Below are 26,134 nucleotides of genomic sequence, written 5' to 3' on the forward strand. Positions count from 1 at the left end.
ACAGGTCAGCGGACCGGGTGGCCCGCCTCGCGCAGGGCGGCCTTGACCTCGGAGATCCGCAGGTCGCCGAAGTGGAACACCGACGCCGCGAGCACCGCGTCGGCGCCCGCCGCGATGGCGGGCGGGAAGTGCTCCAGCTTCCCGGCGCCGCCGGAGGCGATCACCGGGACGGTGACGTGCTTGCGGACGGCGGCGATCATCTCGGTGTCGTAGCCGTCCTTGGTGCCGTCGGCGTCCATCGAGTTCAGCAGGATCTCGCCGGCGCCCAGCTCTGCGGCGCGGTGCGCCCACTCGACGGCGTCGATCCCGGTCCCCCGGCGTCCGCCGTGGGTGGTGACCTCGAAGGAGCCGGTGGCGGTACGGCGGGCGTCGACCGACAGCACCAGCACCTGACGGCCGAAGCGCTCGGCGATCTCCTGGATCAGCTCGGGGCGGGCGATGGCGGCCGTGTTCACGCCCACCTTGTCCGCGCCGGCCCGCAGCAGCTTGTCCACGTCCTCGGCGGTGCGGACGCCGCCGCCGACGGTGAGCGGGATGAAGACCTGCTCGGCGGTGCGCCGGACCACGTCGTAGGTGGTCTCGCGGTTGCCGGAGGAGGCGGTGATGTCGAGGAAGGTCAGCTCGTCGGCGCCCTCGGCGTCGTAGAGCTTGGCCATCTCCACCGGGTCACCGGCGTCGCGCAGGTTCTGGAAGTTGACGCCCTTGACGACCCGGCCGCCTTCCACGTCCAGGCAGGGGATCACCCGTACGGCGAGGCTCATGCCGTGACCTCCTTGAATGCCTCGACCTCCACCTCGACGACCATGCCGGGGTCGACGAAGCCATTGACGATGATCATGGAGGCGGCGGGGCGGACGGTGTCGAAGAGCGTCTTGTGGGCGCGGCCCACCTCGTCGACGTCGCGGGCGTGGGTGAGGTACAGCCGGGTGCGCACGACGTGCTCGGGGCCCAGGCCGGCCTCGGCGAGCGCCTTGAAGGCCACCTCGAACGCCTTGACCGTCTGGTCGTACGGGCCGCCCGCGTCGGCGGCGGTGCAGCCGGAGACCAGCACCAGGCCGTTGGGCAGGGCCACGGCGCGGGAGTAGCCGATGACGTCCTCGTAGGGGCCGCCGGAGGAGATGCGGCGTACGTCGCAGGAGCTCATGCGCGCACCGCCTCCAGGGCCTCTTCCAGGGTGAAGGCCCCGGCATACAGGGCCTTGCCCACGATGGCGCCCTCGACGCCCAGGGGGACCAGCTCCGACAGCGCCCGCAGGTCGTCCAGCGAGGAGACCCCGCCGGAGGCGACGACGGGCCGGTCGGTGGCCGCGCAGACGTTCTTCAGCAGCTCCAGGTTGGGGCCGGTGAGGGTGCCGTCCTTGCCGATGTCGGTGACGACGTACCGGGCGCAGCCCTCGGAGTCCAGGCGGGCGAGGGTCTCGTAGAGGTCGCCGCCCTCGCTGGTCCAGCCGCGGCCCTTGAGGGTGGTGCCGCGTACGTCGAGGCCGACGGCGATCTTGTCGCCGTGCTCGGCGATGGCCTTGGCGGCCCACTCGGGGGTCTCCAGGGCGGCGGTGCCGAGGTTGACGCGGGTACAGCCGGTGGCGAGGGCCGCGGCGAGCGTGGCGTCGTCACGGATGCCGCCGGACAGCTCCACCTTGATGTCCATGGCGCGGGTGATGCCGGCGACCAGGGCGCGGTTGTCACCGGTGCCGAAGGCGGCGTCCAGGTCGACCAGGTGCAGCCACTCGGCGCCGGCGGCCTGCCAGGCGAGGGCCGCCTCCAGCGGGGAGCCGTAGGAGGTCTCGCTGCCGGAGACGCCGTGCACGAGGCGTACGGCCTGGCCGTCGCGGACGTCGACCGCGGGGAGGAGTTCGAGGGCGGGTGCGGTCATCACAGGGTCTCGATCCAGTTGGTGAGGAGCTGGGCGCCGGCGTCACCGGACTTCTCGGGGTGGAACTGGGTGGCCCACAGGGCCCCGTTCTCCACCGCCGCGACGAAGCGCTCGCCGTGCGTGGCCCAGGTGACCTTGGGGCCCTTGATCCGGGGGTTGGTGACCTCCAGGGTCCAGTCCCGGGCCGCGTAGGAGTGCACGAAGTAGAAGCGGGCGTCGGCGTCCAGCCCGGCGAAGGCCCGGCTGTCGGCGGGCGCCTCGACGGTGTTCCAGCCCATGTGGGGGACGACGGGGGCCCTGAGCGGGCCGACCGTGCCGGGCCACTCGTCCAGGCCCTCGGTCTCCACGCCGTGCTCGATGCCCCGCTCGAAGAGGATCTGCATACCGACGCAGATGCCCATGACGGGGCGGCCGCCGGAGAGCCGGCGGCCGATGATCCAGTCACCGCGGGCGTCCTTGAGGCCCTGCATACAGGCGGAGAAGGCGCCGACGCCGGGCACGAGGAGGCCGTCGGCGTCCATGGCCTTGTCGTAGTCGCGGGTGATCTCGACGTCCGCGCCGACGCGTGCCAGGGCGCGTTCGGCGGAGCGGACGTTGCCGAAGCCGTAGTCGAAGACGACGACGTTCTTCGCAGCGCTCATCCCCAGATCCCATCGATGCGCAGGATTCCCGCGGCCAGGCACAGCCCGGAGCCGAGGGCGAGCAGAACGATCACCGACAGGGGCATCTTCTGCTTCTTGAAGGAGTAGACGCCCCCGGCCAGGAACAGGCCGAGGACGATCAGGATGGTGTTGAGGCCGTTCACTTCTAGAGGGCGCCCTTCGTGGAGGGCAGGATGCCGGCGGCGCGCGGGTCGAACTCGGCGGCGTAGCGCAGAGCCCGGGCCAGCGCCTTGAACTGGCATTCCACGATGTGGTGGGCGTTGCGGCCGTACGGGACGTGGACGTGCAGGGCGATCTGGGCCTGCGCGACGAAGGACTCCAGGATGTGCCGGGTCATCGTCGTGTCGTACTCGCCGATCATCGGCGCCATGTTCTCGGGCTCGGTGTGCACGAGGTAGGGGCGGCCGGAGAGGTCCACGGTGACCTGGGCGAGGGACTCGTCCAGGGGCACGGTGCAGTTGCCGAAGCGGTAGATGCCGACCTTGTCGCCGAGGGCCTGCTTGAAGGCGGCGCCGAGGGCGAGGGCGGTGTCCTCGATGGTGTGGTGGCTGTCGATGTGCAGGTCGCCGTCCGTCTTGACCGTGAGGTCGAAGAGGCCGTGACGGCCGAGCTGGTCGAGCATGTGGTCGTAGAAGCCGACGCCCGTGGAGATGTCGACCTGCCCGGTGCCGTCGAGGTTTATCTCGACGAGGACCGAGGTCTCCTTCGTGGTGCGCTCGACCCGTCCGATGCGGCTCATGCCTGCTGCTCCTTCTTCAGTGCGCGAACCGCTTCCAGGAACGCGTCGTTCTCGGCCGGTGTGCCCGCGGTGACCCGCAGCCGGCCCGGTACGCCGTTGTCCCGGACCAGGACGCCCTGGTCGAGGATCTTCTGCCAGGCGGTGTGGGAGTCCTCGAACTTGCCGAACTGGATGAAGTTCGCGTCGGACTCGGTGACCTCGTAGCCCAGGGCCCGCAGCTCGGTGACGAGGCGGTCCCGCTCGGACTTCAGCTGCTCGACGTAGCCGAGCAGGGTGTCGGTGTGCTCCAGGGCGGCCAGCGCGGTCGCCTGGGTGACGGCGGACAGGTGGTACGGCAGGCGCACCAGCTGGACGGCGTCGACCACGGCGGGGTGCGCGGCGAGGTAGCCCAGGCGCAGGCCGGCGGCGCCGAACGCCTTGGACATGGTCCGGGAGACCACCAGGTGCGGGCGGCCCTCGATCAGCGGGAGGAGGGAGTCGCGGTGGGAGAACTCCACGTACGCCTCGTCCACGACGACCAGCGAGGGCTTGGCCGCCTGGGCGGCCTCGTAGAGGGCGAGGACGGTCTCGGCCTCGACCGCGGTGCCCGTGGGGTTGTTGGGGGAGGTGATGAAGACGACGTCGGGGGCGTGCTCGGCGATGGCCCGCTCGGCGGCCGCCACGTCGATGGTGAAGTCCTCGCCGCGCGGTCCGGAGATCCAGCCGGTGCCGGTGCCGCGGGCGATCAGGGCGTGCATCGAGTACGAGGGCTCGAAGCCGATGGCCGTACGGCCGGGCCCGCCGAAGGTCTGCAGCAGCTGCTGGAGGACCTCGTTGGAGCCGTTGGCGGCCCACACGTTCTCCCGGGAGACCGGGTGCTTGCCGGTGCGGGTGAGGTACTTGGCGAGCTCGGTGCGCAGCTCGACCGCGTCCCGGTCGGGGTAGCGGTTGAGGGTGCGGGCGGCCTCGGTGACGCGTTCGGCGATGCGCCGCACGAGGGGCTCGGGGAGCTCGTACGGGTTCTCGTTGGTGTTCAGCTGGACGGGGACGTCCAGCTGGGGAGCGCCGTACGGGGTCTTGCCGCGCAGCTCGTCACGGATGGGCAGTTCGTCCCAGGGGGACGTGGAGGGGTTGCCGAGGGTGCTCACTGTCCGGGCACCTTCCAGCCGAAGCGGGCCTTGAGGGCCGCGCCGTGCGCGGGGAGGTCCTCGGCCTCGGCGAGGGTGACCACGTGGTGGGTGACCTCGGCGAGGGCGTCGCGGGTGTAGTCCACGATGTGGATACCGCGCAGGAAGGACTGCACGGACAGGCCCGAGGAGTGGCAGGCGCAGCCGCCGGTGGGCAGGACGTGGTTGGAGCCGGCGCAGTAGTCGCCGAGGGAGACCGGGGCCCAGGGGCCGACGAAGACCGCGCCGGCGTTGCGGACCCGGGCGGCCCAGCCGGCGGCGTCGGCGGTCTGGATCTCCAGGTGCTCGGCGCCGTAGGCGTCCACCACCTTCAGGCCCGCCTCCAGGTCGTCCACCAGCACGATCGCGGACTGCTTGCCGGCCAGGGCGGGCCTGATCCGGTCCTCGACGTGCTTGGTCGCGGCGACCTGGGGCTCCAGTTCCCGCTCGACGGCGTCCGCGAGCCCGGCGGAGTCCGTGACGAGCACGGCGGCGGCCAGCGGGTCGTGCTCGGCCTGGCTGATCAGGTCGGCGGCGACGTGCACCGGGTCGGCCGTGGAGTCGGCGAGGACGGCGATCTCGGTCGGGCCGGCCTCGGTGTCGATGCCGATCTTCCCGGTGAAGTAGCGCTTGGCGGCGGCGACCCAGATGTTGCCGGGGCCGGTGACCATGTTCACCGGCGGGCACTCCTCGGTGCCGTACGCGAACATCGCGACGGCGACGGCGCCGCCGGCCGCGTACACCTCGTCCACGCCGAGCAGCGCGCACGCTGCCAGGATGGTCGGGTGCGGCAGACCGCCGAACTCGCGCTGCGGCGGCGAGGCGAGCGCGATGGACTCCACGCCGGCCTCCTGGGCGGGGACGACGTTCATCACGACGGACGACGGGTACACCGAGCGGCCGCCGGGCGCGTACAGGCCGACGCGCTCGACCGGAACCCACTTCTCGGTCACGGTGCCGCCGGGGACCACCTGGGTGGTGTGCTCGTTGCGGCGCTGGTTGCGGTGGACGATCCGGGCGCGCCGGATGGACTCCTCCAGGGCGGCGCGGACGGCCGGGTCCAGCTCCTCCAGGGCGGCCTTGAGCGCCTCGGCGGGCACCCTGACCTGCTCCAGCTCCACCCCGTCGAACTTCCGCGCGTACTCGATCAGCGCCGCCGTGCCACGATGATGGACGTCCTCGCAGATGGGCCGCACCTTCTCCAGGGCGGCTTCCACGTCGAACTCGGCACGGGGCAGCAGATCGCGCAGGGCGCCACCCTCGGGGAGGGCGTCACCGCGCAGGTCGATACGAGAGATCACCCCCCAATTCTCTCAGACCGGCTCACACCACCGTCCGCCCGTATCACTGGCTGATACACGCCCCGGATGTCACAGCCTGCGTCTAGCGTTCCCGTACACGTACGACGGTGGGGGGCTGCCATGGCGGAAGCGCACGAGGACGGGCGTCCGGAGGATCTCACCGAGCCGGAGCGGCGCATGTGGGAGAGCTTCCGCGCGGGCACCGTCTGCGACCTCGGCGCCCGCTCCGCCGAACGGGACGATCCGCACGCGGACCGGGCCTGGGGCCCCGAGCGGCAGGTCCGGGCGGAGGTGGTGGCCCACCTGCTGCTCGCCGGGCCCGCGCCGGTGCCCGGCCGGGTCGGCTGCCTGAAGCTGCGCGGCGCGCGGATCACCGGCCGGCTGGACCTGTCCGGGGGCGCGGTCGCCCCGTACGTGGAGATCCGCTCCTGCCGCTTCGACGGCGAGATCCAGCTCTCGGAGAGCCGCTTCGGCACCCTGCGCCTGGACAACTGCGCGATCCCCCGGCTGGAGGCGGCCCGGCTGCACACCGAGGGCGACCTGCACCTGGCGCGCTGCCGGGTGGCGCGCGGGATCCGGCTGACCGACGCGCAGATCGGCACCGACCTGCTGATCAGCAGCTCCGTGGTGCGGCGCGACGGGCGGGGCCGGGCGATCGCCGCCGACGGGCTGGCGGTGGCCCAGGACTTCCAGGCCGAGCTGCTGGAGACCCACGGCGAGGTCAGCCTGCGCGGGGCCCGGGTCGGTGCCTCGATGAGCCTGCGCGGGGCCCGTCTGGGCAACCCGTACGGGCGGCGGGCCCTGAACGCGCCGACCCTGACCGTCGAGCGCACCCTCTACCTGACCTCCGCCGCCCTGGGCCCGGAGACGGGGGACGCAGGGCGCCCGTACGACTGGAGCCGGACCCCCACCCGGGGCATGGCGGCCCGGCCGTTCGAGTGCCGGGGCGGGCTGCGGCTGGACGACGGCCGCTTCGGGGACTCCGTCGACTTCCACTCCGCCCGCTTCGAGCTCCAGCCGGAGCAGGAGGTCTCGCTGCGCCGGATCCAGACGCCCGAGCTGCGGTTCGTCGGGGAGGCTCCGGAGCAGGGGCGGGTGGTGCTGTCGGGGGCGAAGGTGGTGCGGCTGGTGGACCGCTCCACCAGCTGGCCGGGTCCGGGCCGGCTGTCCATGGAGGGCTTCGCCTACGAGACCCTCGCGCCCCGGGGGCACTTCCCGCTGGAGCGGCGCCTGGAGTGGGTGGGCGCGGCCGGCCCCGACTACTCGCCGGAGCCGTACGAGCGGCTCGCCGCCGTGCTGCGGGCCCGCGGGGAGGACTCGGACGCCCGTGAGGTGCTGCTGGCCAAGGAGCGGCGCCGGCGGGCCACCCTGTCGGCGGCGGGGCGGGCCTGGGGGCACCTCCAGGACTGGACGGTGCTCTACGGGTACCGGCCGGGGCGTGCCGCGCTGTGGATGGCGGTCCTGTGGGCGGCGGGCACCCTGCTGTTCCTGCGCCACCGGCCGGAACCGCTCAAGGCGGACGAGCACCCCGCCTGGAACGCCGCCCTGTACGCCCTCGACCTCCTCCTGCCGGTGATCGACCTCGGCCAGGAGGGCCAGTGGAAGACGGAAGGGGTCTGGCAGTGGGGGTCCGCGGTGCTGGTCCTGCTGGGGTGGATCCTGGCCACGACGGTGGCCGCGGGCGCGTCCCGGCTGCTGCGGCGGGGGTGACGGCCGGGGCGCCCGGGCAACTACCCTGTGGGGCGTGACCACCGTTCGCCTGCCCCTCTTCCCGCTGAACTCGGTACTGTTCCCCGGCCTCGTGCTGCCGCTGAACGTCTTCGAGGAGCGGTATCGCGCCATGATGCGCGAGCTGCTGAAGCTCGGTGAGGACGAGCCGCGCCGGTTCGCCGTCGTCGCGATCCGCGACGGGCGTGAGGTCGCTCCGAGCGCGCCCGGGCTGCCCGACCCGACCGCCCTGCCCGAGAAGGGCCCGGCGGCGGGCTTCGGCGCGGACCCCCTCCAGGCGTTCCACCGGGTGGGCTGCGTCGCGGACGCGGCGACCATCCGGGAGCGGGAGGACGGCAGCTTCGAGGTGCTCGCCACCGGTACGACGCGGGTACGGCTGCTGTCGGTGGACGCCTCGGGCCCCTTCCTCGTCGCCGAGCTGGAGGAGCTCCCCGAGGACGCCGGGGACGGGGCGGGCGCCCTGTCCGAGGGGGTCCTGCGGGCCTTCCGCAGCTACCAGAAGCGGCTGGCGGGGGCGCGGGAGCGGTCCCTGACCTCGGCGCCGGACCTGCCGGACGAGCCGTCGGTGGTGTCGTACCTGGTGGCGGCCGCGGCCGTACTGGACACCCCGGCGAAGCAGCGCCTGCTCCAGGCACCGGACACCGCGACGCGGCTGGCGGAGGAGCTGAAGCTGCTGCGCACCGAGACGGCGGTGATCCGGCACCTGCCGTCCCTCCCGGCGGTGGAGCTGACGCGCGCGCCGACGAGCCCGAACTGATGGCGAAGAAGAAGCCGCAGCAGGCGGCGGGCACCCCGGCGATCACGGCCCTGGCCTCTTCCGGCGTCGAGTTCACCACGCACGCCTACGAGCACGACCCCGCGCACCCCTCGTACGGCGAGGAGGCGGCCGAGGCCCTCGGGGTCGCGCCGGAGCAGGTGTTCAAGACCCTGGTCGCGGAGGTGGACGGGGCGCTCACGGTGGCGGTGGTCCCCGTGTCGGGCTCCCTGGACCTGAAGGCCCTGGCGGCGGCGGTGGGCGGGAAGCGGGCGGCGATGGCCGACCCGGCGCTGGCGGAGCGGACCACGGGGTACGTACGCGGTGGCATCTCGCCGCTGGGGCAGCGGCGGCGGCTGCCGACGGTGCTGGACGTCTCCGCGTCCGGGCACGCCACGATCTGCGTCTCGGCGGGCCGCCGCGGCCTGGAGGTGGAACTCGCCCCGGCGGCACTGGCCACCCTCACCGGGGCCGTCCTCGCCCCGATCGCCCGCCCGTAGCCGACGGCTGCCGCTGCGCCGGGGCTGATTTCAGCCCCGCCGGCGATTGAGGCGCGGGCGCGGCAACGCCGTGTCTGTGGCCGCGCCGGCGACCGAGGCGGAAACGGAGCAAGGGCGGGGCGAGGAGACGGCTCCGCGCGGCGGCGCCCGCACCCGCGGGCCGGCGTCAGCCCTGCGGCGGCTTGGCGTCCGCGTGGACGTGGGGCGGAGGGTACGTGCCGTCCAGGAGCGGGGCCGGAACGGGATCGCGGGGCCCGAAGGCCGCCGTGAGGCACAGGTGGGTCAGGGCGGCGGCCATCGGCCACCCCAGCAGCACCCCCCACGCCAGCAACTGCAGCGGCGCCGAGAACGCCACCCCGTCCCCCGCCCGTGCGGCCGCGGCGGCCACGTCGGTGCCCGGACCGAGCCACAGCCCCACCCGCCAGCCGGCCAGCGCGGCGAAGCACGACCCGACCGTCAGGCCGATCACCAGGGCCACGCCCCCGCGCCGCCGCCACAGGAACACCGCGAGCGCGCTCAGCACGCCCAGCCCCAGCGACAGCAGGAAGAAGGTGCCGTCGGCGCCGACCCGCGCCTCGCCCTCGGTGTTCTTCAGGAACACGGCCTGCCCGTGCGCCACGTACTGGACCCGCGGCGCCAGCCAGACCCACAGCACCCCCAGCAGGACGCCGCAGACGCCCACCACGAGGGCGACGGCGGCCCCGTCACGGATGTCCGCCGGGGTGACGGCGGGCTCCTGGTCGGGCAGGCCGGCGGACGGCGGGAGCGGCGGCAGCGGCGGGGTCTCTTCGGTCACCCCCACATCGTGCCAGGTGCGCCCGGCACCGGCGTCAGCGGACCGCCGCCCGCCGGTACGCCCAGGTCGCGACGGCCAGGGAGAGCACCCCCACCGCCGCGCACACCCCGAGGTCGGCGGCGACCGCCGCCCAGTCCGGGTGCGGGGCGAAGGTGCGCGCGAAGGCTTCCACCCCGTACGTGGAGGGCAGCAGGTCCCGCGCCCACACGACGGCCTCCGGCATCCGCTCCGCCGGCAGCACCCCCAGCAGCAGCGCCGCCGACATGCCCAGTTGCCCGGCCAGCGTCGCCAGTTCCTGCCGGGGTGCCAGCAGGCCCAGCGCCGCGCCGAGCCCGGCCAGCGCGGCCCCGGCCAGCGGCACCACCGCCGCCAGGATCCACAGGCCGCCCATCGGCAGCCCGAACAGCAGGCATCCGAACACGGCGGTGACCAGGGTCCCGGGCAGGGTGAAGGAGGCGTACGCGGCGGCCGCCCCCAGCACCACGGAGGCGGGCGGCACCGGCAGGGTGGCGTAGTGGTCGAGTCCGCCGCTCGCCCGGAGCTGGCCGAAGTACTGGGCCAGGAGGTTGAGCGCGACGAAGGCGACGACCAGGACCGAGGAGCCGGCGACGACCGCCCGCGCCTCGGAGCCGCCGTCCACCACGCCCCGCATCAGGACCATGATCCCGACGGACTGGAAGGTGGCCACGAACAGCAGCGGGATCCGGGCCACCCGGGCCCGGGACAGCTGGGCCCGGTAGACGGCCGCCAGGGCGGGCAGCAGCCGCGCCCGGGGGGCCAGGACGGCGGCAGCGGCGGGGGCGGGAACGGCAGCGGTGGTCACGACTTGACCAGACCCTTCATCCGGCCGCCCAGCGCGAGGTAGACGTCCTCCAGGCTCGGCGTGGCCAACGTGAAATCGTCGAGGGCGGCGAACGCGGGGCCGCCGGTCACGGCGGCGACGGCCGACCGGGCCTGGTCCTGGCCCAGCCGCAGCACCCAGCGGCGCCCGGTCTCGGTGGCCGACGGCGCCAGCGCGGCGACCTCGGGCACCTCCAGCGGCGGGGCGGTGCGCCACACCAGCTCCAGACGGACCTCCTGGGAGAACCGGGCCTTGAGGCCGGCGGGGGTGTCGCAGGCGATGACCCGGCCCTGGTCGATGACGGCCACCCGGTCGAGGACGGTCTCCGCCTCGATGACGTTGTGGGTGACCAGCAGCACCGTGGCGCCGTGCCGTTCGCGGCGCCGGTCCACGGCGGCCCAGACCGCGCGCCGCGCGACGGGGTCCATACCGGTGGTGGGCTCGTCCAGGACGAGCACCGGCCGCTCCCCCACCAGGGCGGCGGCGAAGCAGGCGAGCCGCCGCTGTCCGCCGGAGAGCTTCTTCAGGGGGCGCCCGGCGATCGGGGTCAGCCCCAGCTCCTCCAGCACCTCGTCCCGGGCGGCGCGGGCCGCGCGGGCGTCGAGGCCGCGCAGCCGGCCGGTGGTCTCGGCGGCCAGCGCGACGGTGAGCTCGTCGAGGGCGGTGGACTCCTGGCCCAGGTAGGCCAGGAGGCGCGAGGCCCGCTCCGGATGGCGTACGAGGTCATGACCCAGCAGGGTGACGGAGCCGGCGTCGGGCCGCAGCAGCCCCGTCAGCTGGCGGACCAGGGTGGACTTGCCGGCGCCGTTCGGGCCGAGCAGTCCGAAGATCTCGCCGCGCCGGACCTCCAGGGAGATCCCGTCGGTGGCCCGGGTCTCGGGCAGGGCGGGCGCGCCGCGCCGGCCGCGGACGGCCGGGTAGGTCTTGACGAGGTCACGCACCGCGCAGACCACCCCGGAAGCCTCCCCTGCGGCTTCGGCCGTGATGTGCCCCGCCTGTGCTGTGCCCGTACTCACGAGGGAGCAGCCTACGCGGCTCGCGCCCCTACTCCGCCGCCGGGGTCAACGGCGCCGCGGACGCGGAGGCGGAGGCTCCACCCGCGTGGCCCGAGGCGGCGCGCACGTCGATCTCCCGCCAGAACCCGGCGCGGATGGCGTAGCGGTCGTGCTCGTCGATCTGGTCGTCCTTGTGCGCGAGGAGCCCGAAGCGGGCGGCGTAGCGCAGCAGCTCCCCGTCGATGCGGTGCGGGACGCGCGGGTACATGGTGGCGAGTTTTTGCAGGTGGGCGCTGTCCGGGAGGCGTTCCATCCAGCGGCGGGCGAAGACCTGGCCGACCTCGAAGGGGTCGCCGCCGACGGTGGTGATGTCCTCCTCGCGGTCGGCCCAGCGCTGCTCGGCGCTGGTGAGCTGGGCCAGGGTGGGCAGGGAGGCGGTCTCGGCGGGTTCGCCGAGCGGGCCGGGGCGGTCGATCCAGCCCTTGTCGGAGGACCAGCGCAGGGCGCTGCCGGCCGGGGCGGAGGCGGGCTGGTTGTGCGCGGGGGCCGCGGGGCCCTGGCCGGGGGCGCGCAGGGCGGCGAGGTCCTTGGGGGTGGGGACGGAGGGCTTGTTGCCCTCGCCGGCGGGCGCCGGTACGGCTGCTCCGTTGGAGGGGGGCTCGGGCGCGGCGGGGGTGCTGTTGCGGGCGGCCTCGGCGAGCGCGGCCTCGGGCAGCGGGGCGGAGAGGATGGCGGCGATCTCGGGGCGCGGGGCGGGCGGCGGGGCGCAGAGCCCGGCGAGGTCGCGGGCGCGGACGGCGCGGGTGATCCAGGCGCGGTCCAGGACGCGGCGTTCGTCGGCCTCGGCGACGAGGTCCTCGGACTGGTTGTAGTCCCCGTCGGCGGCCTGGACGGCCCACAGGTGGACGGCGACCCCGTGTTCCTTGGCGGACATCAGCCCGGGCAGCAGGTCTCCGTCGCCGGTGACGAGGACCACGTCGGAGCAGGCCCGGTTGCGGGCGAGTTCGGTGAGCTCGGCGTGCATGGCGGCGTCGACGCCCTTCTGGGCCCAGCGGCCGTCGCTGCGGGTCAGGGCGCCCAGGCGCACGGTGACGCGGGGCATGACGCGCAGCCGGCGGTGCTCGGGCTGGGGCACCCGGTCGGGTGCGCCGTCGAACCAGTAGATCCGCAGGAGGGGCTGCTGGGTGTCGGCCTCGGCGCGTTCGCGCAGGCCCTGGATGAGGGCGGAGTGGTCGACGGTGATGCGCGAGCGCGAGGGTTCTCCGGCGAGGAGGCTCGCGGCGGCGCCCAGCAGGTATCCGGCATCCACCAGGACGACGCAGCGGTCCACGCGTTCCACCCTCTTCCGTGGGGGTCCTCGACAGGTTTTCCCCGAGTCTGCCCGACCGCAAGGGCGTTGACGTCCGGAACTGGATCACCGGCGTGGCGTATCTCTCAGGAGGCCCGGCCGGGCGCACCGCTACGCACGGCAATGATCCAAAATGCGCGCTTTGTTGCGGTGTGTGAGGGTGAAGGCGGCCCTGGCCCCTACACCACCCACGGAGGCATTCCATGGCCAAGAACAAGAACCAGAAGCAGCCGGCGAAGCAGCAGACGCGTCCGGGCGGGCAGGACATGCCCAAGGGATCGGCGGAGACCTCCACCGAGCGCCCGCCGCAGTCGCCCAGTCCGCTCGACATGGCCCACAAGAGCAAGTCCAAGCGCTTCGGCCACAACTGACGCCCGACGCGCGAGCGACAGGGCGAAGGGGCCCGTCCCGGCAGTGCCGGGACGGGCCCCTTCCCCGCGTACGGCGGACCCTCAGCCGGCCAGGCAGGAGGGGCCGAGCAGCACCTTGAGGTCGCCGAAGAGCGCCGGGTCGGGCTGGACCCGGTGCCGGTCGAGGCGCAGCACGGTGGTGCTGCGCGGGCCTTGGAGCTTGATCCGCACCTCGGTGTTGCCCTTGTGGTGGCGCAGGATCTCGCCCAGTCGGGTGACCATCGGCGGGGTGACCTTGACGGTGGGGATGGTGAGGACGACGGGCGCGTTGGTGCCGGCGGAGGAGAGGTCGGGCACCATCATCTCCATCGCGACCAGACGCGGGACGTCCTCGCGCTTGTCGAGGCGGCCCTTGACGAAGACGACGGTGTCCTCGACCAGCTGGGTGGAGACCAGCTGGTAGGTGGCGGGGAAGAACATGCACTCGATGGAGCCGGCGAGGTCCTCGACGGTGGCGATGGCCCAGGCGTTGCCCTGCTTGGTCATCTTGCGCTGGAGGCCGGAGATGATGCCGCCGATGGTGACCACGGCACCGTCGGAGTGCTCGCCGCCGGTCAGCTGGGAGATGCCGGCGTCCGTCTTGTCGGACAGGACGTGCTCCAGGCCGAAGAGCGGGTGGTCGGAGACGTAGAGGCCGAGCATCTCGCGCTCCTGGGCGAGCAGGTAGGACTTCTCCCACTCGACGTCGGAGAACTCCACGTCGAGGCCGAAGCCGGGCTCGCTGCTGTCCTCGTCACCCATTCCGCCGAAGAGGTCGAACTGTCCCTCGGCCTCCTTGCGCTTGACCGCGACCACGTTGTCGATCATCGACTCGTGGTGGGCGACCAGGCCCTTGCGGGTGTGGCCCATCTCGTCGAAGGCGCCGGCCTTGATCAGCGACTCGACGGTCCGCTTGTTGCAGACGACGGCCTCGACCTTGTCGAGGAAGTCCGGGAAGGTGGAGAACTTGCCCTTGGACTTCCTCGTCTTGATGATCGAGTCCACGACGTTCTGGCCGACGTTGCGGACGGCGGTGAGGCCGAAGAGGATCACGTCGTCGCCCTGGGCGGCGAAGTTGGAGTCCGACTCGTTGACGTTGGGCGGGAGCACCTTGATGCCCATGCGCCGGCACTCGTTCAGGTAGATCGCGGACTTGTCCTTGTCGTCCTTGACCGAGGTGAGCAGGCCGGCCATGTACTCGGCGGGGTAGTTCGCCTTGAGGTAGGCGGTCCAGTAGGAGACCAGGCCGTAGGCGGCCGAGTGGGCCTTGTTGAAGGCGTAGCCGGCGAAGGGGACCAGGACGTCCCAGAGGGCCTGGATGGCCTGGTCGGAGTAGCCGTTCTTGCGGGCGCCCGCCTGGAAGATCGTGAAGTTCTTGGCCAGCTCCTCGGGCTTCTTCTTGCCCATGACGCGGCGCAGGATGTCGGCCTCGCCGAGCGAGTAGCCGGCGATGATCTGGGCGGCCTTCTGCACCTGCTCCTGGTAGACGATCAGGCCGTAGGTGACCGCGAGCACCTCTTCGAGCGGCTTCTCCAGCTCGGGGTGGATCGGGGTGATCTCCTGCTGCTTGTTCTTGCGCAGGGCGTAGTTGGTGTGCGAGTTCATGCCCATCGGGCCCGGGCGGTAGAGCGCGGACACGGCGGAGATGTCTTCGAAGTTGTCGGGCTTCATCAGGCGCAGCAGCGAGCGCATGGGGCCGCCGTCGAACTGGAAGACGCCGAGGGTGTCGCCGCGCTGGAGCAGCTCGAAGGTCTTGGGGTCGTCGAGCGGGAGGCTCAGGAGATCGATGTCGATCCCCTTGTTGGCCTTCACCATCTTGACGGCGTCGTCCATGATCGTGAGGTTGCGCAGGCCGAGGAAGTCCATCTTCAGCAGGCCGAGCGACTCGCAGCTCGGGTAGTCCCACTGGGTGATGGTGACCTGGTCGGTGTGGCGCACCCAGACGGGGACGTGGTCCACGATCGGCTCGCTGGACATGATCACGCCGGCGGCGTGCACGCCCATCTGGCGGACCAGGCCCTCGACGCCGCGGGCGGTGTCGATGACCTTCTTGACGTCGGGCTCGTTCTCGTACATCGCCCGGACCTCGCCGGCCTCGGAGTACCGGGGGTGGCTGGGGTCGGTGATGCCGGAGAGCGGGATGCCCTTGCCGAGGACGTCGGCGGGCATGGCCTTGGTGATCCGGTCGCCCATGGCGTAGGGGTAGCCGAGGACGCGCGCGGAGTCCTTGATCGCGTTCTTGGCCTTGATGGTGCCGTAGGTGCCGATCATGGCGACCTTGTCCTGGCCGTACTTCTCCGTGACGTACCTGATCACCTCGACGCGCCTGCGCTCGTCGAAGTCGATGTCCACATCGGGCATGGAGACGCGCTCGGGGTTGAGGAAGCGCTCGAAGATCAGGCCGTGCGGGATGGGGTCGAGGTCGGTGATGCCGAGGGCGTAGGCGACGATCGAGCCGGCCGCGGAGCCTCGGCCGGGGCCGACCGCGATGCCCTGCTTCTTGGCCCACATGATGAAGTCGGCGACCACGAGGAAGTAGCCGGGGAAGCCCATCGAGATGATCGTGTCCATCTCGTACTCGACCTGCTTGACGCGGTCCTCGGGGATCCCGCCGGGGAAGCGGCGGTGCATGCCCCGCATGGTCTCCTCGCGGAACCAGGTGACCTCGGTGTAGCCCTCCGGGATGTCGAACTTCGGCATGAGGTTGCGGAACTGGAACATGCCCTCGGTGTCGACCTGCTCGGCCACCAGGAGGGTGTTGGCGCAGCCCTCCTGCCAGGCGTCCGAGGAGTCGATGGCGTACATCTCCTCCGTGGACTTCAGGTAGTAGCCGGTGCCGTCGAACTTGAAGCGGTCCGGGTCGGAGAGGTTCTTGCCGGTCTGGATGCAGAGCAGGGCGTCGTGGGCGCCGGCCTCGTGGGCGTACGTGTAGTGGGAGTCGTTGGTGACCAGCGGCGGGATGCCGAGCTTCTTGCCGATCTCCAGCAGGCCGTCGCGGACCCGGCGCTCGATCTCGATGCCGTGGTCCATCAGCTCCAGGAAGTAGCGGCCCTCACCGAAGATGTCCTTGTAGTCCGAGGCTGCCTTGATCGCCTCGTCGAACTGGCCGAGGCGCAGTCGCGTCTGCACCTCGCCGGAGGGGCAGCCGGTGGAGGCGATCAGGCCCTCCGACCACTGGGCGATGGTCTCCTTGTCCATACGGGGCCACTTGGTCAGCCAGCCCTCGGCGTAGGCGTCGGAGGACAGCCGGAAGAGGTTGTGCAGGCCGGTGTTGTTGGCCGCCCAGATCGTCTTGTGCGTGTAACCGCCGGAGCCGGAGACGTCGTCGCGCTTCTGGTGCGGCTGGCCCCACTGGATGCGCCGCTTGTTGCGCCGGGACTCGGGGGCGACATACGCCTCGATACCGATGATCGGGGTGATCCCGGCCTTCTGGGCGGTGTGGTAGAAATCGTACGCCCCGTGGAGGTTGCCGTGGTCGGACATGGCGATGTGCGTCATGCCCATTTCATTGCAGGCGGCGAACATGTCCTTCAGCCGAGCGGCACCGTCCAGCAGCGAGTACTGGGTGTGGACGTGCAGGTGCGTGAACGGCGTCTTCGACACGGTGGGGGCCTCCGGGGGAGAGAGGGGCGGCAGCTATGAATCCTACGTCCCACGAGTGACAGATCACGGGCACGGAGATATACGGTCGGGCGTTGCAGAACCAGGAACACCTGTCCGACGTCCAGTCGGTCAGACCCCGTACCACCCCGTGCACCAGGAGGCATCCGCGATGGCGGTTCCCGAGACGACCGACGAGCAGCGCGCCGAGCAGATACTAGATGTGTTCGACACCGCCTTCGGTGAGCTGCTCGCCGCCGACCCCGCCGCCTTCCAGGTGAAGTTCCGGAAGATGGCCGCCTCCGCCTTCGCCTTCTACCGGGGCACGGCCTGCCTCTTCTACGCCGACCTGGAGCGCGACCGCCACGGCGGCCCCTTCCTGGACGAGCGCACCGGCCGGGTGTGGATCCACGGTGATCTCCACGCCGAGAACTTCGGCACGTACATGGACTCCAACGGCCGGCTCATCTTCAACGTCAACGACTTCGACGAGGCGTACGTCGGCCCCTTCACCTGGGACCTCAAGCGCTTCGCCGCCTCCGTCGCCCTGATCGGCTACACCAAGGCCCTCAGCGACGAGCAGATCAGCGCCCTGGTGCGGACCTACGCCGCCGCCTACCGCGAGCGCATCCACCTGCTGGCCACCGGCGCCAAGAACGAGGAAGTGCCCTCCTTCACCCTGGACACCGCGGAGGGCCCCCTGCTGGGCGCCCTGCGCGACGCCCGCGCCCGCACCCGGTTCGCGCTGCTGGACTCGATGACCGAGATCCGCGACCACGAGCGCCGCTTCTCCGAGGGCGGCGGTGCGATCGAGCTGGACGCCGCCACCCGCTACAAGGTGCTGGCCGCCTTCGACGGCTACCTGGAGACCCTGCCGGAGGAGTCCCTGGTCCGCCCGGACTCCTACCGGGTCAAGGACGTGGTGGGGCGCCGGGGCGTGGGCATCGGCTCGGCCGGGCTGCCCTCGTACAACATCCTGCTGGAGGGGCACAGCGACGCCCTGGAGAACGACGTCGTGATCTACCTCAAGCAGGCGCAGACCCCCGCCGTCTCCCGCCACATCACCGACCGGGCGGTCCGCGAGTACTTCCAGCACGAGGGACACCGCACGGTGATCTCCCAGCGGGCCCTCCAGGCGCACGCCGACCCGTGGCTGGGCTGGACCGAGCTGGACGGCGCGGGTCAGCTGGTCGCGGAGGTCTCCCCGTACGCGGTGGACCTGGACTGGTCGGACCTGGACGACCCCGAGGAGATCGCGGCCGTCGTCGCCGACCTCGGGCGGGCCACGGCCACCATGCACGCCTCGGCCGACGAGGCGGAGAGCGGCCACTCCCTGGTCCCCTTCTCCACCGAGCGCGCCATCGACGCGGCCATCGCCGCCGACGAGGAGGGCTTCCCGAAGCTGCTGGTCGACTTCGCCCACGCCTACGGGGCCCGGGCCCGCGCCGACCACCAGATCTTCGTGGACCTCTTCCGCAACGGCCGGATCGTCCCGTAGGCGGGGAGCGCTCCGGGGTGTCCGGCGGAGCACCCCGTGATCCCCGCCTCACAGGAAGCCATGGCAGACTCGCGGCGATGGACATATCAGGGGTGAGGATCCGAGGGCTGCGGGCCGCGCTGTTCAGCGCGCTCGTCGTGCTGCTCTCGGCCGGCTCCCATGTGCTGCTCTCCCGGGTGCCGCTGCCCCCCGCCCTGCTGGGCGGGGCCTTCGCCGGGGTCTTCGCCCTGGCCTACGCCCTGGCCGGCCGCGAGCGGGGCTTCGGGCCGATCGCCGCCCTGCTGGTCCCGCTGGAGCTGGCGGCCGACACCGTCTTCACCGCCGGGCAGCACCTCTGCTACGGCCCCGCCGGCGGGCCGGTCGCCGGGCCGCTGCACGCGCTGGGCCTGGACGGGCTGTGCGGCGGGACCCCGGTGGGCGGACCGCTGGCCGAGGTGGCCGGCCCCGCCGGCGACCCGGCCGCGCTGCTGGCCGCCCCGGGGCCGTGGACGCCCTGGCTGCTGCTCGGCGCGCACGTCGGCACCGGGCTGCTCGCCGCCGCCTGGCTGCGCCGCGGCGAGCGGGCCCTGGTAGGGCTGCTGCGCGCCGTCGCGGCCTTCGCCTTCCGGCCGCTGCGGCTGGCGGCGGCCTCGGTGGCGGCGGCGCCCGGCCGGGCCGGGCGGGCACTGCGCCCGGCGCTGCCCGGCGCGGTGGCCCGGACCCGTTTCCCCGCCCGTTCCGTGGGCCTGCGGGGGCCTCCCGTACGGACGGCGACGACGCTCGCGAGCGTCTGACGCCTCCGTACGGACAGTCCCCCCTTTCCCCCTCCCACGGAGATCACCATGAGTGCACGCAACAGCCACCAGAACAAGGCCGCCGCCCGCGAGAAGCTGCGCGCCGAGCGCGAGAAGCAGGCGAAGAAGGACAAGGTCCGCCGTCAGGTGTTCGTGGCCGGCGGGGTCGTCGCCGCGCTCGCCCTGGCCGGCGGCATCGGATACGCGGTCGTGCAGACCAACAAGCCCGGCTACTGGGAGAAGGCCGCCGAGGCCACGCTGGTCAAGCCGAAGAACACCGAGGGCGCGGACGGCCTGACCGTGGTGATCGGCAAGCCCGAGGCGAAGAAGACCCTGGAGCTCTACGAGGACCCGCGCTGCCCGGCGTGCGCCGCCTTCGAGCAGTCGGTCGGCGAGCAGGTCCGCAAGGACGTGGACGCGGGCAAGTTCAAGCTCCGCTACATCGGCGCCACCTTCATCGACAACGGCGCCAAGGGCGTGGGCTCGAAGAACGCGCTGAGCGCGCTCGGCGCGGCGCTGAACGTGAGCCCGCAGGCGTTCCTCGACTACAAGGCGGCCCTGTACTCCAAGGCCCTGCACCCCGACGAGACCGTGGACAGCTTCGCCAAGGACGAGTACCTGCTGAAGGTCGCGGACACGGTCCCGGCGCTCAAGGGCAACGCCGAGTTCAAGAAGGCCGTCGAGGACGGCACTTACGACCGGTGGGCGATGGACATGTCCAAGTCCTTCGACGACTCCGGCGTCAAGGGCACCCCGACGCTGAAGATGGACGGCAAGAAGATCGACACCCCGGCCACGCCGGAGGCGTTCACCGCGGCGATCGACAAGGCGATCGCCGGCTGACGGGCACAACCGGGCGCTGACGGGCGCTGACGGGCGCTGACGGCCACCCACGGGCGGGCGAACTTCCAAAGTTCGCCTGCCCGTTGTCTTTCCGAGACTGTTCCGCAGAGCATACCGATCAGTAATATGACCGGCCGTGACCAGTCATCTCACCCCCGCCTCCCCCGCGGCCAACCCGCGCCGCCGCACGGTCGTTCTGGCCGCGGCCGCCACGGCGGCCCTCGCGCCGATCGCCCTGGGAGCCTCCTCCGCCCGGGCTGCCGAAGCCGCCCCGGCCTTCCTCCACGGCGTCGCCTCCGGCGACCCGCTGCCCGACGGGGTCCTGCTGTGGACCCGCGTCACCCCCGTCCCCGAAGCCGTACCCGGCTCAGGGCTCGGCCCGGACACCGCGGTGGGCTGGGAGGTGGCCGAGGACAAGGCGTTCTCCCGCGTCGTCGCCCGCGGCGCGGTCACCGCGAGCGCCGCCTCCGACCACACCGTCAAGGTGGACGTGCGCGGCCTGCGCCCGCACACCCCGTACTGGTACCGCTTCACCGCCGGCGCCACCGTCTCCCCCGTCGCCCGCACCCTGACCGCCCCGGCGGCCGACGCGGCCACCCCGGGGATCCGCTTCGGCGTGGTCTCCTGCTCCAACTGGGAGTCCGGCTACTTCTCGGCGTACCGGCACCTGGCCGCCCGCACCGACCTGGACGCGGTCCTGCACCTGGGCGACTACATCTACGAGTACCAGACCGGGGAGTACCCGGCGGCGAAGTACGTCGTACGCCAGCACGAGCCGAAGAACGAGATCATCACCCTGGCCGACTACCGGACCCGGCACGGCCAGTACAAGACGGACCGCGACGCCCAGGCCCTGCACGCGGCCCACCCGATCGTGGCCATCTGGGACGACCACGAGTTCGCCGACAACGCCTGGTCCGGCGGCGCGAACAACCACACCCCGGGGACCGAGGGCGACTGGGCGTCCCGCGCGGCCGCGGCCAAGCAGGCGTACTTCGAGTGGATGCCCGTACGCACCTCCGTGGCGGGTACCGTCTACCGTCGCCTGCGCTTCGGCAGCCTGGCCGACCTGCACCTGCTCGACCTGCGCTCCTTCCGCTCCGAGCAGGCCAAGGCCGGCAGCGGTGCGGTGGACGACCCGGAGCGCACCATCACCGGGCGGGCCCAGCTGGACTGGCTCAAGGCAGGACTGGCGGGTTCGACGGCGACCTGGAAGCTGGTCGGCACCTCGGTGATGATCTCGCCGGTGGCCTTCGGCTCGCTGCCCGCCCACATCCTGGGTCCGCTCGCCCACCTGCTGGGCCTGGCTGAGGGCGGCCTCGCGGTCAACTCGGACCAGTGGGACGGCTACACGGACGACCGCAAGGAACTCCTGGGCCACTTGAAGGACCGGAACATCAAGAACACGGTGTTCCTGACCGGTGACATCCACATGGCCTGGGCGAACGACGTCCCGGTGAACATGGCCACGTACCCGGGCTCGGGCACGGCGGCGACCGAGTTCGTGGTCACCTCGGTGACCTCCGACAACATCGACGACACGCTGCACGTCCTGCCGCACACCGTCTCGCTGGCGGCGGAAGCCGCCGTCAAGGCCGCGAACTGGCACGTGAAGTGGCTGGACATGGACTCGCACGGCTACGGCGTGCTGGACGTGACGGCCGAGCGTTCGCAGATGGACTATTACGTGGTTTCGGACAAGCGGCGCCAGGACGCGACCTCCTCCTGGGCCCGCTCGTACCGCACCCTGAACGGTACGCAGAAGGTGGAGCGGGTGGATCAGCCCGTCCGCTGATCCACCTGACATACCGTCAAATCTGCTGCCCAACGGGGCTCCTGGTGCAGACCAGGAGCCCCGGATGGACGGCAGGCAACAAATCTTTAACATCCGGCTACTTGCGGATTGAATGACATGCACACATAAACTTCCGGCCAGCGTGAGGAAATCCCCCCTCACCCCCCACCACGCTCTGCCGAGGAGTCACCGTGCGCGCTGCTGCCCGGATATCCCCCCTTCTCCGCCGCCGCCTCATGGGCACGGCCGTCCTGGCCTCCACCCTGGCGTTCGCCCCGCTGACGTCCCCCGCCACCGTCGCCTCCGCCGCCGCGAAGACCGGTGCCCAGGCGTGTGCCGAGGAGGGCTCCGCCCCTGCCAACGCCCGTGTCGCCAAGCCCAAGGGCGATCACGCGGCCGAGCCCAACGAGCTGTCCGAGTCCCAGACCAAGGCCATCGACGCGGACCTCACGAAGAAGCTCAGCCAGATGCAGCTGTCGCCGCAGCGGGTCTTCGGCTCGGGCCAGGGCGTCGCCTCGGTGGCCGCGGCCACCACCATCCCGGTGTACGTGCACGTGATCACGAACGGCACCCAGGGCAAGCTGTCCGCAACGGACATCAGCAACCAGATCAACGTCCTCAACGCCGCCTACAGCGGCCAGGGCACCGGCAACGTCAACTCCGGCTTCCAGTTCTCCCTGGCCGGCACGGACTACACCGACAACGCCACCTGGTACACCGTCTCCGACGGCACCCAGGCCGAGAAGGACATGAAGACCGCCCTGCGCAAGGGCGGCAAGAACGCGCTCAACCTCTACACCGCCAACCTCGGCGGCGGTCTCCTCGGCTGGGCGACCTTCCCGAGCTCCTACGCCTCCGCCCCCAGCATGGACGGCGTGGTCATCCTCAACTCCTCGCTGCCCGGCGGCTCCGCCGCCAACTACAACGAGGGCGACACCGCCACCCACGAGGTCGGCCACTGGATGGGCCTGTACCACACCTTCCAGGGCGGCTGCTCGGGCAGCGGTGACTCCGTCTCCGACACCCCGGCCGAGAAGAGCGCGGCCTTCGAGTGCCCGACCGGCCGTGACTCCTGCACCACCAAGGCGGGCGTCGACCCGATCCACAACTTCATGGACTACACGTACGACTCCTGCATGTACCAGTTCACCGCGGGCCAGGTCTCGCGCATGCAGAGCATGTGGACCGCCTACCGCGCCTGACCGCGCACGCACCACACGAAGGCGGGGCCCGGCGCGACCAGCGCCGGGCCCCGCCCCTTTCCCGTTTCCCGCCCTACAGGCTGTCGAGGAAGGCCAGCGCGATCCGCCAGACCTCCTCGGCGGCGGCCGCGTCGTAGTCGTCCAGGTCCGGGTCGGTGAACAGGTGCCCGGCACCCGGGTAGCTGTGGATCTCCACGTCGGCCCCGGCCCGCCGCATCCGCAGGTACCAGGCGGTCAGCCAGTCGTGCGTCTCGAAGGGGTCCGGGTCCGCCATGTGCAGCTGCACCGGCAGCTCGTCGGCCGTCGCCCCGTCCTCCAGGTCCGCCGTCCCGTGCAGGAGCAGCAGCCCCCGCGCCTTGTCGTCGGCGAGCGCCAGGTGCTGGGCGACGGAACCGCCGAAGTCGAACCCCGCGTAGACCAGCCCCTGGTCGGAGAAGGGCGCCGAGGCCAGGACCGCCCGCTTGAGCAGCTCGTCGCGGCCCACCTCCTCCAGGTGCGCCACGCCCTCCTCGAACGTCTCGAACGTACGCCCCTCGAAGAGGTCGGGTACCTGCACCTGGTGCCCGGCGTCCCGCAGCCGCCCGGCCGCCGCCTGCACCGCGGGCCGCAGCCCGTACGTCGAGTGGAAGAGCATGATGTTCATACCCCCCATCGTGCCATCACGCGCTGCGGAGGCTGCGGACGTCCAGGTGGCGCAGGACGCGGTCGACGATCTCCGGGTCGGCGCCCGGTTCGCTGCGGGCCGACAGGACCTCGTGGCGGGCGGCGGACATCATCTCCCGCTGGATGCGCTGGACCTGCCGGATCCGTTCCACCCGCTGGGCGTACGCCTCACGCCGTTCCTCGTCGACCAGGTCGGGGCTGATCCTCGCGCCCACGTCGTACGCGCGCCGGTACAGGACCTCGACCAGGTCCTCCGGCAGGTCCTCGACCTCCTCGATCTCGCGCAGCCGCCGCTTCGCCGCCTTCGCCGCGCGCAGGGCGAGCGCCCGCTCCGTCTCCCGTTCGGCGTCCGTGTCCGGCTCCACGCCCAGCCGCCGCACCAGCCAGGGCAGGGTCAGGCCCTGGCACACCAGGGTGACCATGATCACGGCGAAGGCGATGAACACGATCTCGTCGCGGTCGGGGAAGGGCTCTCCGGCGTCCGTCCTGAGCGGGATGGCCAGGGCCAGGGCCACCGAGGCCACCCCGCGCATCCCCGCCCACCACATCACCACGCTCTCCCGCCAGCTCAGCGGGATCTCCTCGTCGTAGTCGCGCCGGCCGTGCAGCCGCTTCGCCAGCCAGCCCGCCGGCAGCAGCCACGCCAGCCGTACGGCGACCACCACCGCGACCACGGCCGCCCCCCAGCCGGCCATCTCCCACGCGCGGCCCCGGGCGACGCCGAAGACATGGTGCAGCTCCAGCCCGATCAGGCCGAAGGCCACACCGGTGATGAGGACGTCGACGACCTCCCAGAAGGTGTGCCCGGCGAGGCGGCCCAGCACGTCGTCGGCGTCGTTGGCGTACTCGGCGAGGAACAGGGCGGTGGTCAGCACCGCCAGCACCCCCGAACCCTGGAGCTCCTCGGCCACCACGTACGAGACGAACGGCACCAGCAGCGTCAGCCCGATCTGGAGGGTGGCGTCGCCGAGCCGGTCCATCAGCCGGTTCGTGGCCCAGCCGAGCGCGAGCCCCACGGCCACGGCCACCACCGCGGACAGAACGAACTCCCCGAGCGCCGCGGGCCAGGAGAAACTGCCGCTCACGGCGGCGCCGACGGCCACGTGGTAGAGCACGATGGCGGTGACGTCGTTGAAGAGCCCCTCGCCCTCCAGGATCGACACCATGCGCCGCGGCAGCCCTAGCGCCCCGGCCACGGCGGTGGCGGCGACGGGGTCGGGCGGGGCGACGAGCGCGCCGAGCGCGACGGCCGCCGCCACGGGCAGCCCGGGGACGACGGCGTTCGCCACGGCGGCCACGGCGGCGGTGGTCACGAAGACCAGGGCCACGGCCAGCAGCAGGATCGGCCGGACGTTCGCCGCGAACTGCCGCCACGAGGTGCGCTGCGCGGAGGCGTACAGCAGGGGTGGCAGCAGCAGCGGAAGGATGTACTCGGGCGGGATGTCCACGTTGGGCACGGCCGGCACCAGCGCCAGTACGACCCCGCCGAGGGTCATCAGCACGGGCGCGGGCAGCCCCAGCCGGTCACCGAGGGGAACGGTGACGACGGCCCCGAGCAGCAGGACGAAGAGCAGAGCGAGCTGATCCACTCCCCCACCCTGCCAGGGCGCCGCCCCGCACCCCGGGATTGGGTCCCCGCGAGGCCCCTGCGGGTAGCCGGCCCCCTGCCGGCTTTCGGCCCCTACCGGCTTTCGGCCGTTACTGGCTTTCGGCGCGGATCACGTCGAGGGCGTGCTGGAGGTCGGCGGGGTAGCCGCTCTCGAACTCCACCCACTGCCCGTCGGCCGGGTGCTCGAAGCCGAGGCGCACGGCGTGCAGCCACTGCCGGGTGAGCCCCAGCCGCTTCGCGACGGTCGGGTCCGCCCCGTAGGTCAGGTCGCCCACGCACGGGTGCCGGTGCGCGGACATGTGCACGCGGATCTGGTGCGTACGCCCCGTCTCCAGCTTGATGTCCAGCAGCGAGGCCGCGCGGAACGCCTCGATCAGGTCGTAGTGGGTGACCGACGGCTTGCCGTCCTGGGTCACCGCCCACTTGTAGTCCGCGCTGGGGTGCCGCCCGATCGGCGCGTCGATGGTGCCGCTCATCGGGTCCGGGTGCCCCTGCACCAGCGCGTGGTAGCGCTTGTCCACGACCCGCTCGCGGAACTGGTTCTTCAGCGAGGTGTACGCGCGCTCCGACTTGGCCACGGCCATCAGGCCGGAGGTGCCGACGTCGAGGCGGTGCACGATGCCCTGGCGCTCGGAGGCGCCCGAGGTGGAGATCCGGTAGCCGGCCGCGGCGAGGCCGCCGATGACGGTGGTGCCGGTCCAGCCGGGGCTCGGGTGGGCGGCGACGCCCACCGGCTTCATGATGACCACGATGTCGTCGTCGTCGTGGACGATCTCCATGCCGGGCACCGGCTCGGCCACGAGCTCGACGGGCCGCGCCGGGGCGGGCATCTCGACCTCCAGCCAGGCGCCGCCGTGCACGCGCTCGGACTTGCCGACGACACTGCCGTCGACCGAGACCTTCCCCTCCGACGCCAGTTCGGCCGCCTTCGTCCGGGAAAAACCGAACATACGGGCGATGGCGGCGTCGACGCGCTCGCCTTCGAGGCCATCGGGAACGGGCAGGGTGCGGATCTCGGGAATCGTACTCACCCGTCGAGTATGCAGGACTCGGCGGAAGACCATTCCCGCCCGAGGCCCGC

The 26,134-nt window shown here is 72.2% G+C and carries 25 protein-coding genes; 9 read left to right on the top strand and 16 right to left on the bottom strand.

Annotation, left to right across the window (positions count from 1 at the left end):
* Nucleotides 1–5: 5 nt before the first annotated feature.
* The 8 genes from hisF to hisD are packed head-to-tail and all read right to left on the bottom strand — an operon-like array spanning nucleotide 6 to nucleotide 5,719.
* Nucleotides 6–761, bottom strand: coding sequence for an imidazole glycerol phosphate synthase subunit HisF (hisF, locus tag ABZ716_RS09045; RefSeq protein WP_351880907.1), 756 nt, complete (start codon nucleotides 759–761; stop codon nucleotides 6–8).
* Nucleotides 758–1,144 (bottom strand): RidA family protein, encoded by a 387-nt coding sequence (locus ABZ716_RS09050; RefSeq protein WP_351880910.1) that lies wholly within the window; start codon nucleotides 1,142–1,144, stop codon nucleotides 758–760. The genes hisF and ABZ716_RS09050 overlap by 4 nt, the downstream gene beginning before the upstream one ends.
* On the bottom strand, nucleotides 1,141–1,872 hold the full coding sequence (gene priA, locus ABZ716_RS09055) for a bifunctional 1-(5-phosphoribosyl)-5-((5-phosphoribosylamino)methylideneamino)imidazole-4-carboxamide isomerase/phosphoribosylanthranilate isomerase PriA (protein WP_358957733.1): 732 nt from the start codon (nucleotides 1,870–1,872) through the stop codon (nucleotides 1,141–1,143). Before priA ends, ABZ716_RS09050 begins: the two co-directional genes overlap by 4 nt.
* Nucleotides 1,872–2,513 (bottom strand): imidazole glycerol phosphate synthase subunit HisH, encoded by a 642-nt coding sequence (hisH, locus tag ABZ716_RS09060; protein ID WP_351880916.1) that lies wholly within the window; start codon nucleotides 2,511–2,513, stop codon nucleotides 1,872–1,874. Before hisH ends, priA begins: the two co-directional genes overlap by 1 nt.
* A complete protein-coding gene (locus tag ABZ716_RS09065) occupies nucleotides 2,510–2,677 on the bottom strand; it encodes a hypothetical protein (RefSeq protein WP_351880919.1) in 168 nt (55 codons plus the stop codon). The genes hisH and ABZ716_RS09065 overlap by 4 nt, the downstream gene beginning before the upstream one ends.
* A 2-nt stretch (nucleotides 2,678–2,679) precedes the next feature.
* Nucleotides 2,680–3,273: an imidazoleglycerol-phosphate dehydratase HisB gene (gene hisB / locus ABZ716_RS09070; RefSeq protein ID WP_351880922.1), complete on the bottom strand. Its 594-nt coding sequence runs from the start codon at nucleotides 3,271–3,273 to the stop codon at nucleotides 2,680–2,682.
* A complete protein-coding gene (locus ABZ716_RS09075; RefSeq protein ID WP_358957735.1) occupies nucleotides 3,270–4,400 on the bottom strand; it encodes a histidinol-phosphate transaminase in 1,131 nt (376 codons plus the stop codon). The genes hisB and ABZ716_RS09075 overlap by 4 nt, the downstream gene beginning before the upstream one ends.
* Nucleotides 4,397–5,719 carry a histidinol dehydrogenase gene (gene hisD, locus ABZ716_RS09080; protein ID WP_358957737.1) on the bottom strand — a complete coding sequence of 441 codons (1,323 nt, stop codon included), beginning with the start codon at nucleotides 5,717–5,719 and terminating at the stop codon, nucleotides 4,397–4,399. The genes ABZ716_RS09075 and hisD overlap by 4 nt, the downstream gene beginning before the upstream one ends.
* Before the next feature lie 120 nt (nucleotides 5,720–5,839).
* On the opposite strand from hisD, the gene ABZ716_RS09085 reads away from it, so the two are divergent.
* From ABZ716_RS09085 to ybaK, 3 genes are read left to right on the top strand one after another with little or no spacing between them, the layout of a single operon-like run.
* On the top strand, nucleotides 5,840–7,429 hold the full coding sequence (locus ABZ716_RS09085) for an oxidoreductase (RefSeq protein WP_358957739.1): 1,590 nt from the start codon (nucleotides 5,840–5,842) through the stop codon (nucleotides 7,427–7,429).
* 34 nt (nucleotides 7,430–7,463) lie between these two features.
* Nucleotides 7,464–8,204, top strand: a complete 741-nt coding sequence (locus ABZ716_RS09090) for an LON peptidase substrate-binding domain-containing protein (protein ID WP_358811940.1) — start codon at nucleotides 7,464–7,466, stop codon at nucleotides 8,202–8,204.
* On the top strand, nucleotides 8,204–8,701 hold the full coding sequence (gene ybaK / locus ABZ716_RS09095; RefSeq protein WP_358811941.1) for a Cys-tRNA(Pro) deacylase: 498 nt from the start codon (nucleotides 8,204–8,206) through the stop codon (nucleotides 8,699–8,701). Before ABZ716_RS09090 ends, ybaK begins: the two co-directional genes overlap by 1 nt.
* Before the next feature lie 166 nt (nucleotides 8,702–8,867).
* Here ybaK and ABZ716_RS09100 read toward each other — a convergent pair whose 3' ends face one another.
* Genes ABZ716_RS09100 through ABZ716_RS09115 form a run of 4 tightly spaced genes read right to left on the bottom strand, consistent with a single transcriptional unit; the run spans nucleotide 8,868 to nucleotide 12,672 of the window.
* Nucleotides 8,868–9,497 carry a hypothetical protein gene (locus tag ABZ716_RS09100; RefSeq protein WP_358811942.1) on the bottom strand — a complete coding sequence of 210 codons (630 nt, stop codon included), beginning with the start codon at nucleotides 9,495–9,497 and terminating at the stop codon, nucleotides 8,868–8,870.
* A gap of 34 nt (nucleotides 9,498–9,531) precedes the next feature.
* Complete coding sequence (locus ABZ716_RS09105; protein ID WP_358811943.1) at nucleotides 9,532–10,320, bottom strand: ABC transporter permease; 789 nt, start codon at nucleotides 10,318–10,320, stop codon at nucleotides 9,532–9,534.
* Nucleotides 10,317–11,324, bottom strand: a complete 1,008-nt coding sequence (locus tag ABZ716_RS09110; protein ID WP_358811979.1) for an ABC transporter ATP-binding protein — start codon at nucleotides 11,322–11,324, stop codon at nucleotides 10,317–10,319. The genes ABZ716_RS09105 and ABZ716_RS09110 overlap by 4 nt, the downstream gene beginning before the upstream one ends.
* A gap of 58 nt (nucleotides 11,325–11,382) precedes the next feature.
* Nucleotides 11,383–12,672 (bottom strand): NYN domain-containing protein, encoded by a 1,290-nt coding sequence (locus ABZ716_RS09115; RefSeq protein WP_358811944.1) that lies wholly within the window; start codon nucleotides 12,670–12,672, stop codon nucleotides 11,383–11,385.
* A 212-nt stretch (nucleotides 12,673–12,884) separates the two neighbouring features.
* Between ABZ716_RS09115 and ABZ716_RS09120 the strand changes: the two genes are divergently transcribed.
* The gene (locus ABZ716_RS09120; RefSeq protein ID WP_351880949.1) at nucleotides 12,885–13,052 is read left to right on the top strand and encodes a hypothetical protein; all 168 of its coding nucleotides are present in this window, start codon (nucleotides 12,885–12,887) and stop codon (nucleotides 13,050–13,052) included.
* An 81-nt stretch (nucleotides 13,053–13,133) separates the two neighbouring features.
* Here ABZ716_RS09120 and dnaE read toward each other — a convergent pair whose 3' ends face one another.
* Nucleotides 13,134–16,673, bottom strand: a complete 3,540-nt coding sequence (gene dnaE / locus ABZ716_RS09125; protein ID WP_358811945.1) for a DNA polymerase III subunit alpha — start codon at nucleotides 16,671–16,673, stop codon at nucleotides 13,134–13,136.
* 169 nt (nucleotides 16,674–16,842) lie between these two features.
* Here dnaE and ABZ716_RS09130 point away from each other — a divergent pair, with 169 nt between their 5' ends.
* From ABZ716_RS09130 to ABZ716_RS09150, 5 genes are all read left to right on the top strand, one after another.
* On the top strand, nucleotides 16,843–18,168 hold the full coding sequence (locus ABZ716_RS09130) for a DUF2252 domain-containing protein (RefSeq protein ID WP_358811946.1): 1,326 nt from the start codon (nucleotides 16,843–16,845) through the stop codon (nucleotides 18,166–18,168).
* 77 nt (nucleotides 18,169–18,245) lie between these two features.
* On the top strand, nucleotides 18,246–18,941 hold the full coding sequence (locus ABZ716_RS09135; RefSeq protein WP_358957741.1) for a hypothetical protein: 696 nt from the start codon (nucleotides 18,246–18,248) through the stop codon (nucleotides 18,939–18,941).
* Between the two features lie 48 nt (nucleotides 18,942–18,989).
* On the top strand, nucleotides 18,990–19,784 hold the full coding sequence (locus tag ABZ716_RS09140) for a DsbA family protein (RefSeq protein WP_351880961.1): 795 nt from the start codon (nucleotides 18,990–18,992) through the stop codon (nucleotides 19,782–19,784).
* 136 nt (nucleotides 19,785–19,920) lie between these two features.
* A complete protein-coding gene (locus ABZ716_RS09145) occupies nucleotides 19,921–21,579 on the top strand; it encodes an alkaline phosphatase D family protein (RefSeq protein WP_358957743.1) in 1,659 nt (552 codons plus the stop codon).
* 236 nt (nucleotides 21,580–21,815) lie between these two features.
* On the top strand, nucleotides 21,816–22,781 hold the full coding sequence (locus ABZ716_RS09150) for a zinc metalloprotease (RefSeq protein WP_358957806.1): 966 nt from the start codon (nucleotides 21,816–21,818) through the stop codon (nucleotides 22,779–22,781).
* A 73-nt stretch (nucleotides 22,782–22,854) separates the two neighbouring features.
* On the opposite strand, the gene ABZ716_RS09155 is transcribed toward ABZ716_RS09150, so the two are convergent.
* From ABZ716_RS09155 to ABZ716_RS09165, 3 genes are all read right to left on the bottom strand, one after another.
* Nucleotides 22,855–23,424, bottom strand: a complete 570-nt coding sequence (locus ABZ716_RS09155) for a dienelactone hydrolase family protein (protein WP_355965716.1) — start codon at nucleotides 23,422–23,424, stop codon at nucleotides 22,855–22,857.
* Between the two features lie 16 nt (nucleotides 23,425–23,440).
* Complete coding sequence (locus ABZ716_RS09160; RefSeq protein WP_358811950.1) at nucleotides 23,441–25,033, bottom strand: Na+/H+ antiporter; 1,593 nt, start codon at nucleotides 25,031–25,033, stop codon at nucleotides 23,441–23,443.
* Nucleotides 25,034–25,142: 109 nt separating this feature from the next.
* Nucleotides 25,143–26,084 (bottom strand): RluA family pseudouridine synthase, encoded by a 942-nt coding sequence (locus ABZ716_RS09165; protein WP_351880972.1) that lies wholly within the window; start codon nucleotides 26,082–26,084, stop codon nucleotides 25,143–25,145.
* Nucleotides 26,085–26,134: the final 50 nt, after the last annotated feature.

It is taken from the genome of Streptomyces sp. NPDC006687 (genome assembly GCF_040636215.1).
In the GTDB taxonomy this organism is placed as follows: domain Bacteria; phylum Actinomycetota; class Actinomycetes; order Streptomycetales; family Streptomycetaceae; genus Streptomyces.

Coding starts and splice junctions, on each gene's coding strand:
- ABZ716_RS09085 (WP_358957739.1), top strand. CDS start 5,840: ATGGCGGAAGCGCACGAGGACGGGCGTCCGGAGGATCTCACCGAGCCG.
- ABZ716_RS09150 (WP_358957806.1), top strand. CDS start 21,816: ATGGGCACGGCCGTCCTGGCCTCCACCCTGGCGTTCGCCCCGCTGACG.
- ABZ716_RS09120 (WP_351880949.1), top strand. CDS start 12,885: ATGGCCAAGAACAAGAACCAGAAGCAGCCGGCGAAGCAGCAGACGCGT.
- ABZ716_RS09050 (WP_351880910.1), bottom strand. CDS start 1,144: ATGAGCTCCTGCGACGTACGCCGCATCTCCTCCGGCGGCCCCTACGAG.
- hisH (WP_351880916.1), bottom strand. CDS start 2,513: ATGAGCGCTGCGAAGAACGTCGTCGTCTTCGACTACGGCTTCGGCAAC.
- ABZ716_RS09135 (WP_358957741.1), top strand. CDS start 18,246: ATGGACATATCAGGGGTGAGGATCCGAGGGCTGCGGGCCGCGCTGTTC.
- hisF (WP_351880907.1), bottom strand. CDS start 761: ATGAGCCTCGCCGTACGGGTGATCCCCTGCCTGGACGTGGAAGGCGGC.
- hisB (WP_351880922.1), bottom strand. CDS start 3,273: ATGAGCCGCATCGGACGGGTCGAGCGCACCACGAAGGAGACCTCGGTC.
- ABZ716_RS09130 (WP_358811946.1), top strand. CDS start 16,843: ATGGCGGTTCCCGAGACGACCGACGAGCAGCGCGCCGAGCAGATACTA.
- ABZ716_RS09155 (WP_355965716.1), bottom strand. CDS start 23,424: ATGAACATCATGCTCTTCCACTCGACGTACGGGCTGCGGCCCGCGGTG.
- ABZ716_RS09140 (WP_351880961.1), top strand. CDS start 18,990: ATGAGTGCACGCAACAGCCACCAGAACAAGGCCGCCGCCCGCGAGAAG.
- ybaK (WP_358811941.1), top strand. CDS start 8,204: ATGGCGAAGAAGAAGCCGCAGCAGGCGGCGGGCACCCCGGCGATCACG.
- priA (WP_358957733.1), bottom strand. CDS start 1,872: ATGACCGCACCCGCCCTCGAACTCCTCCCCGCGGTCGACGTCCGCGAC.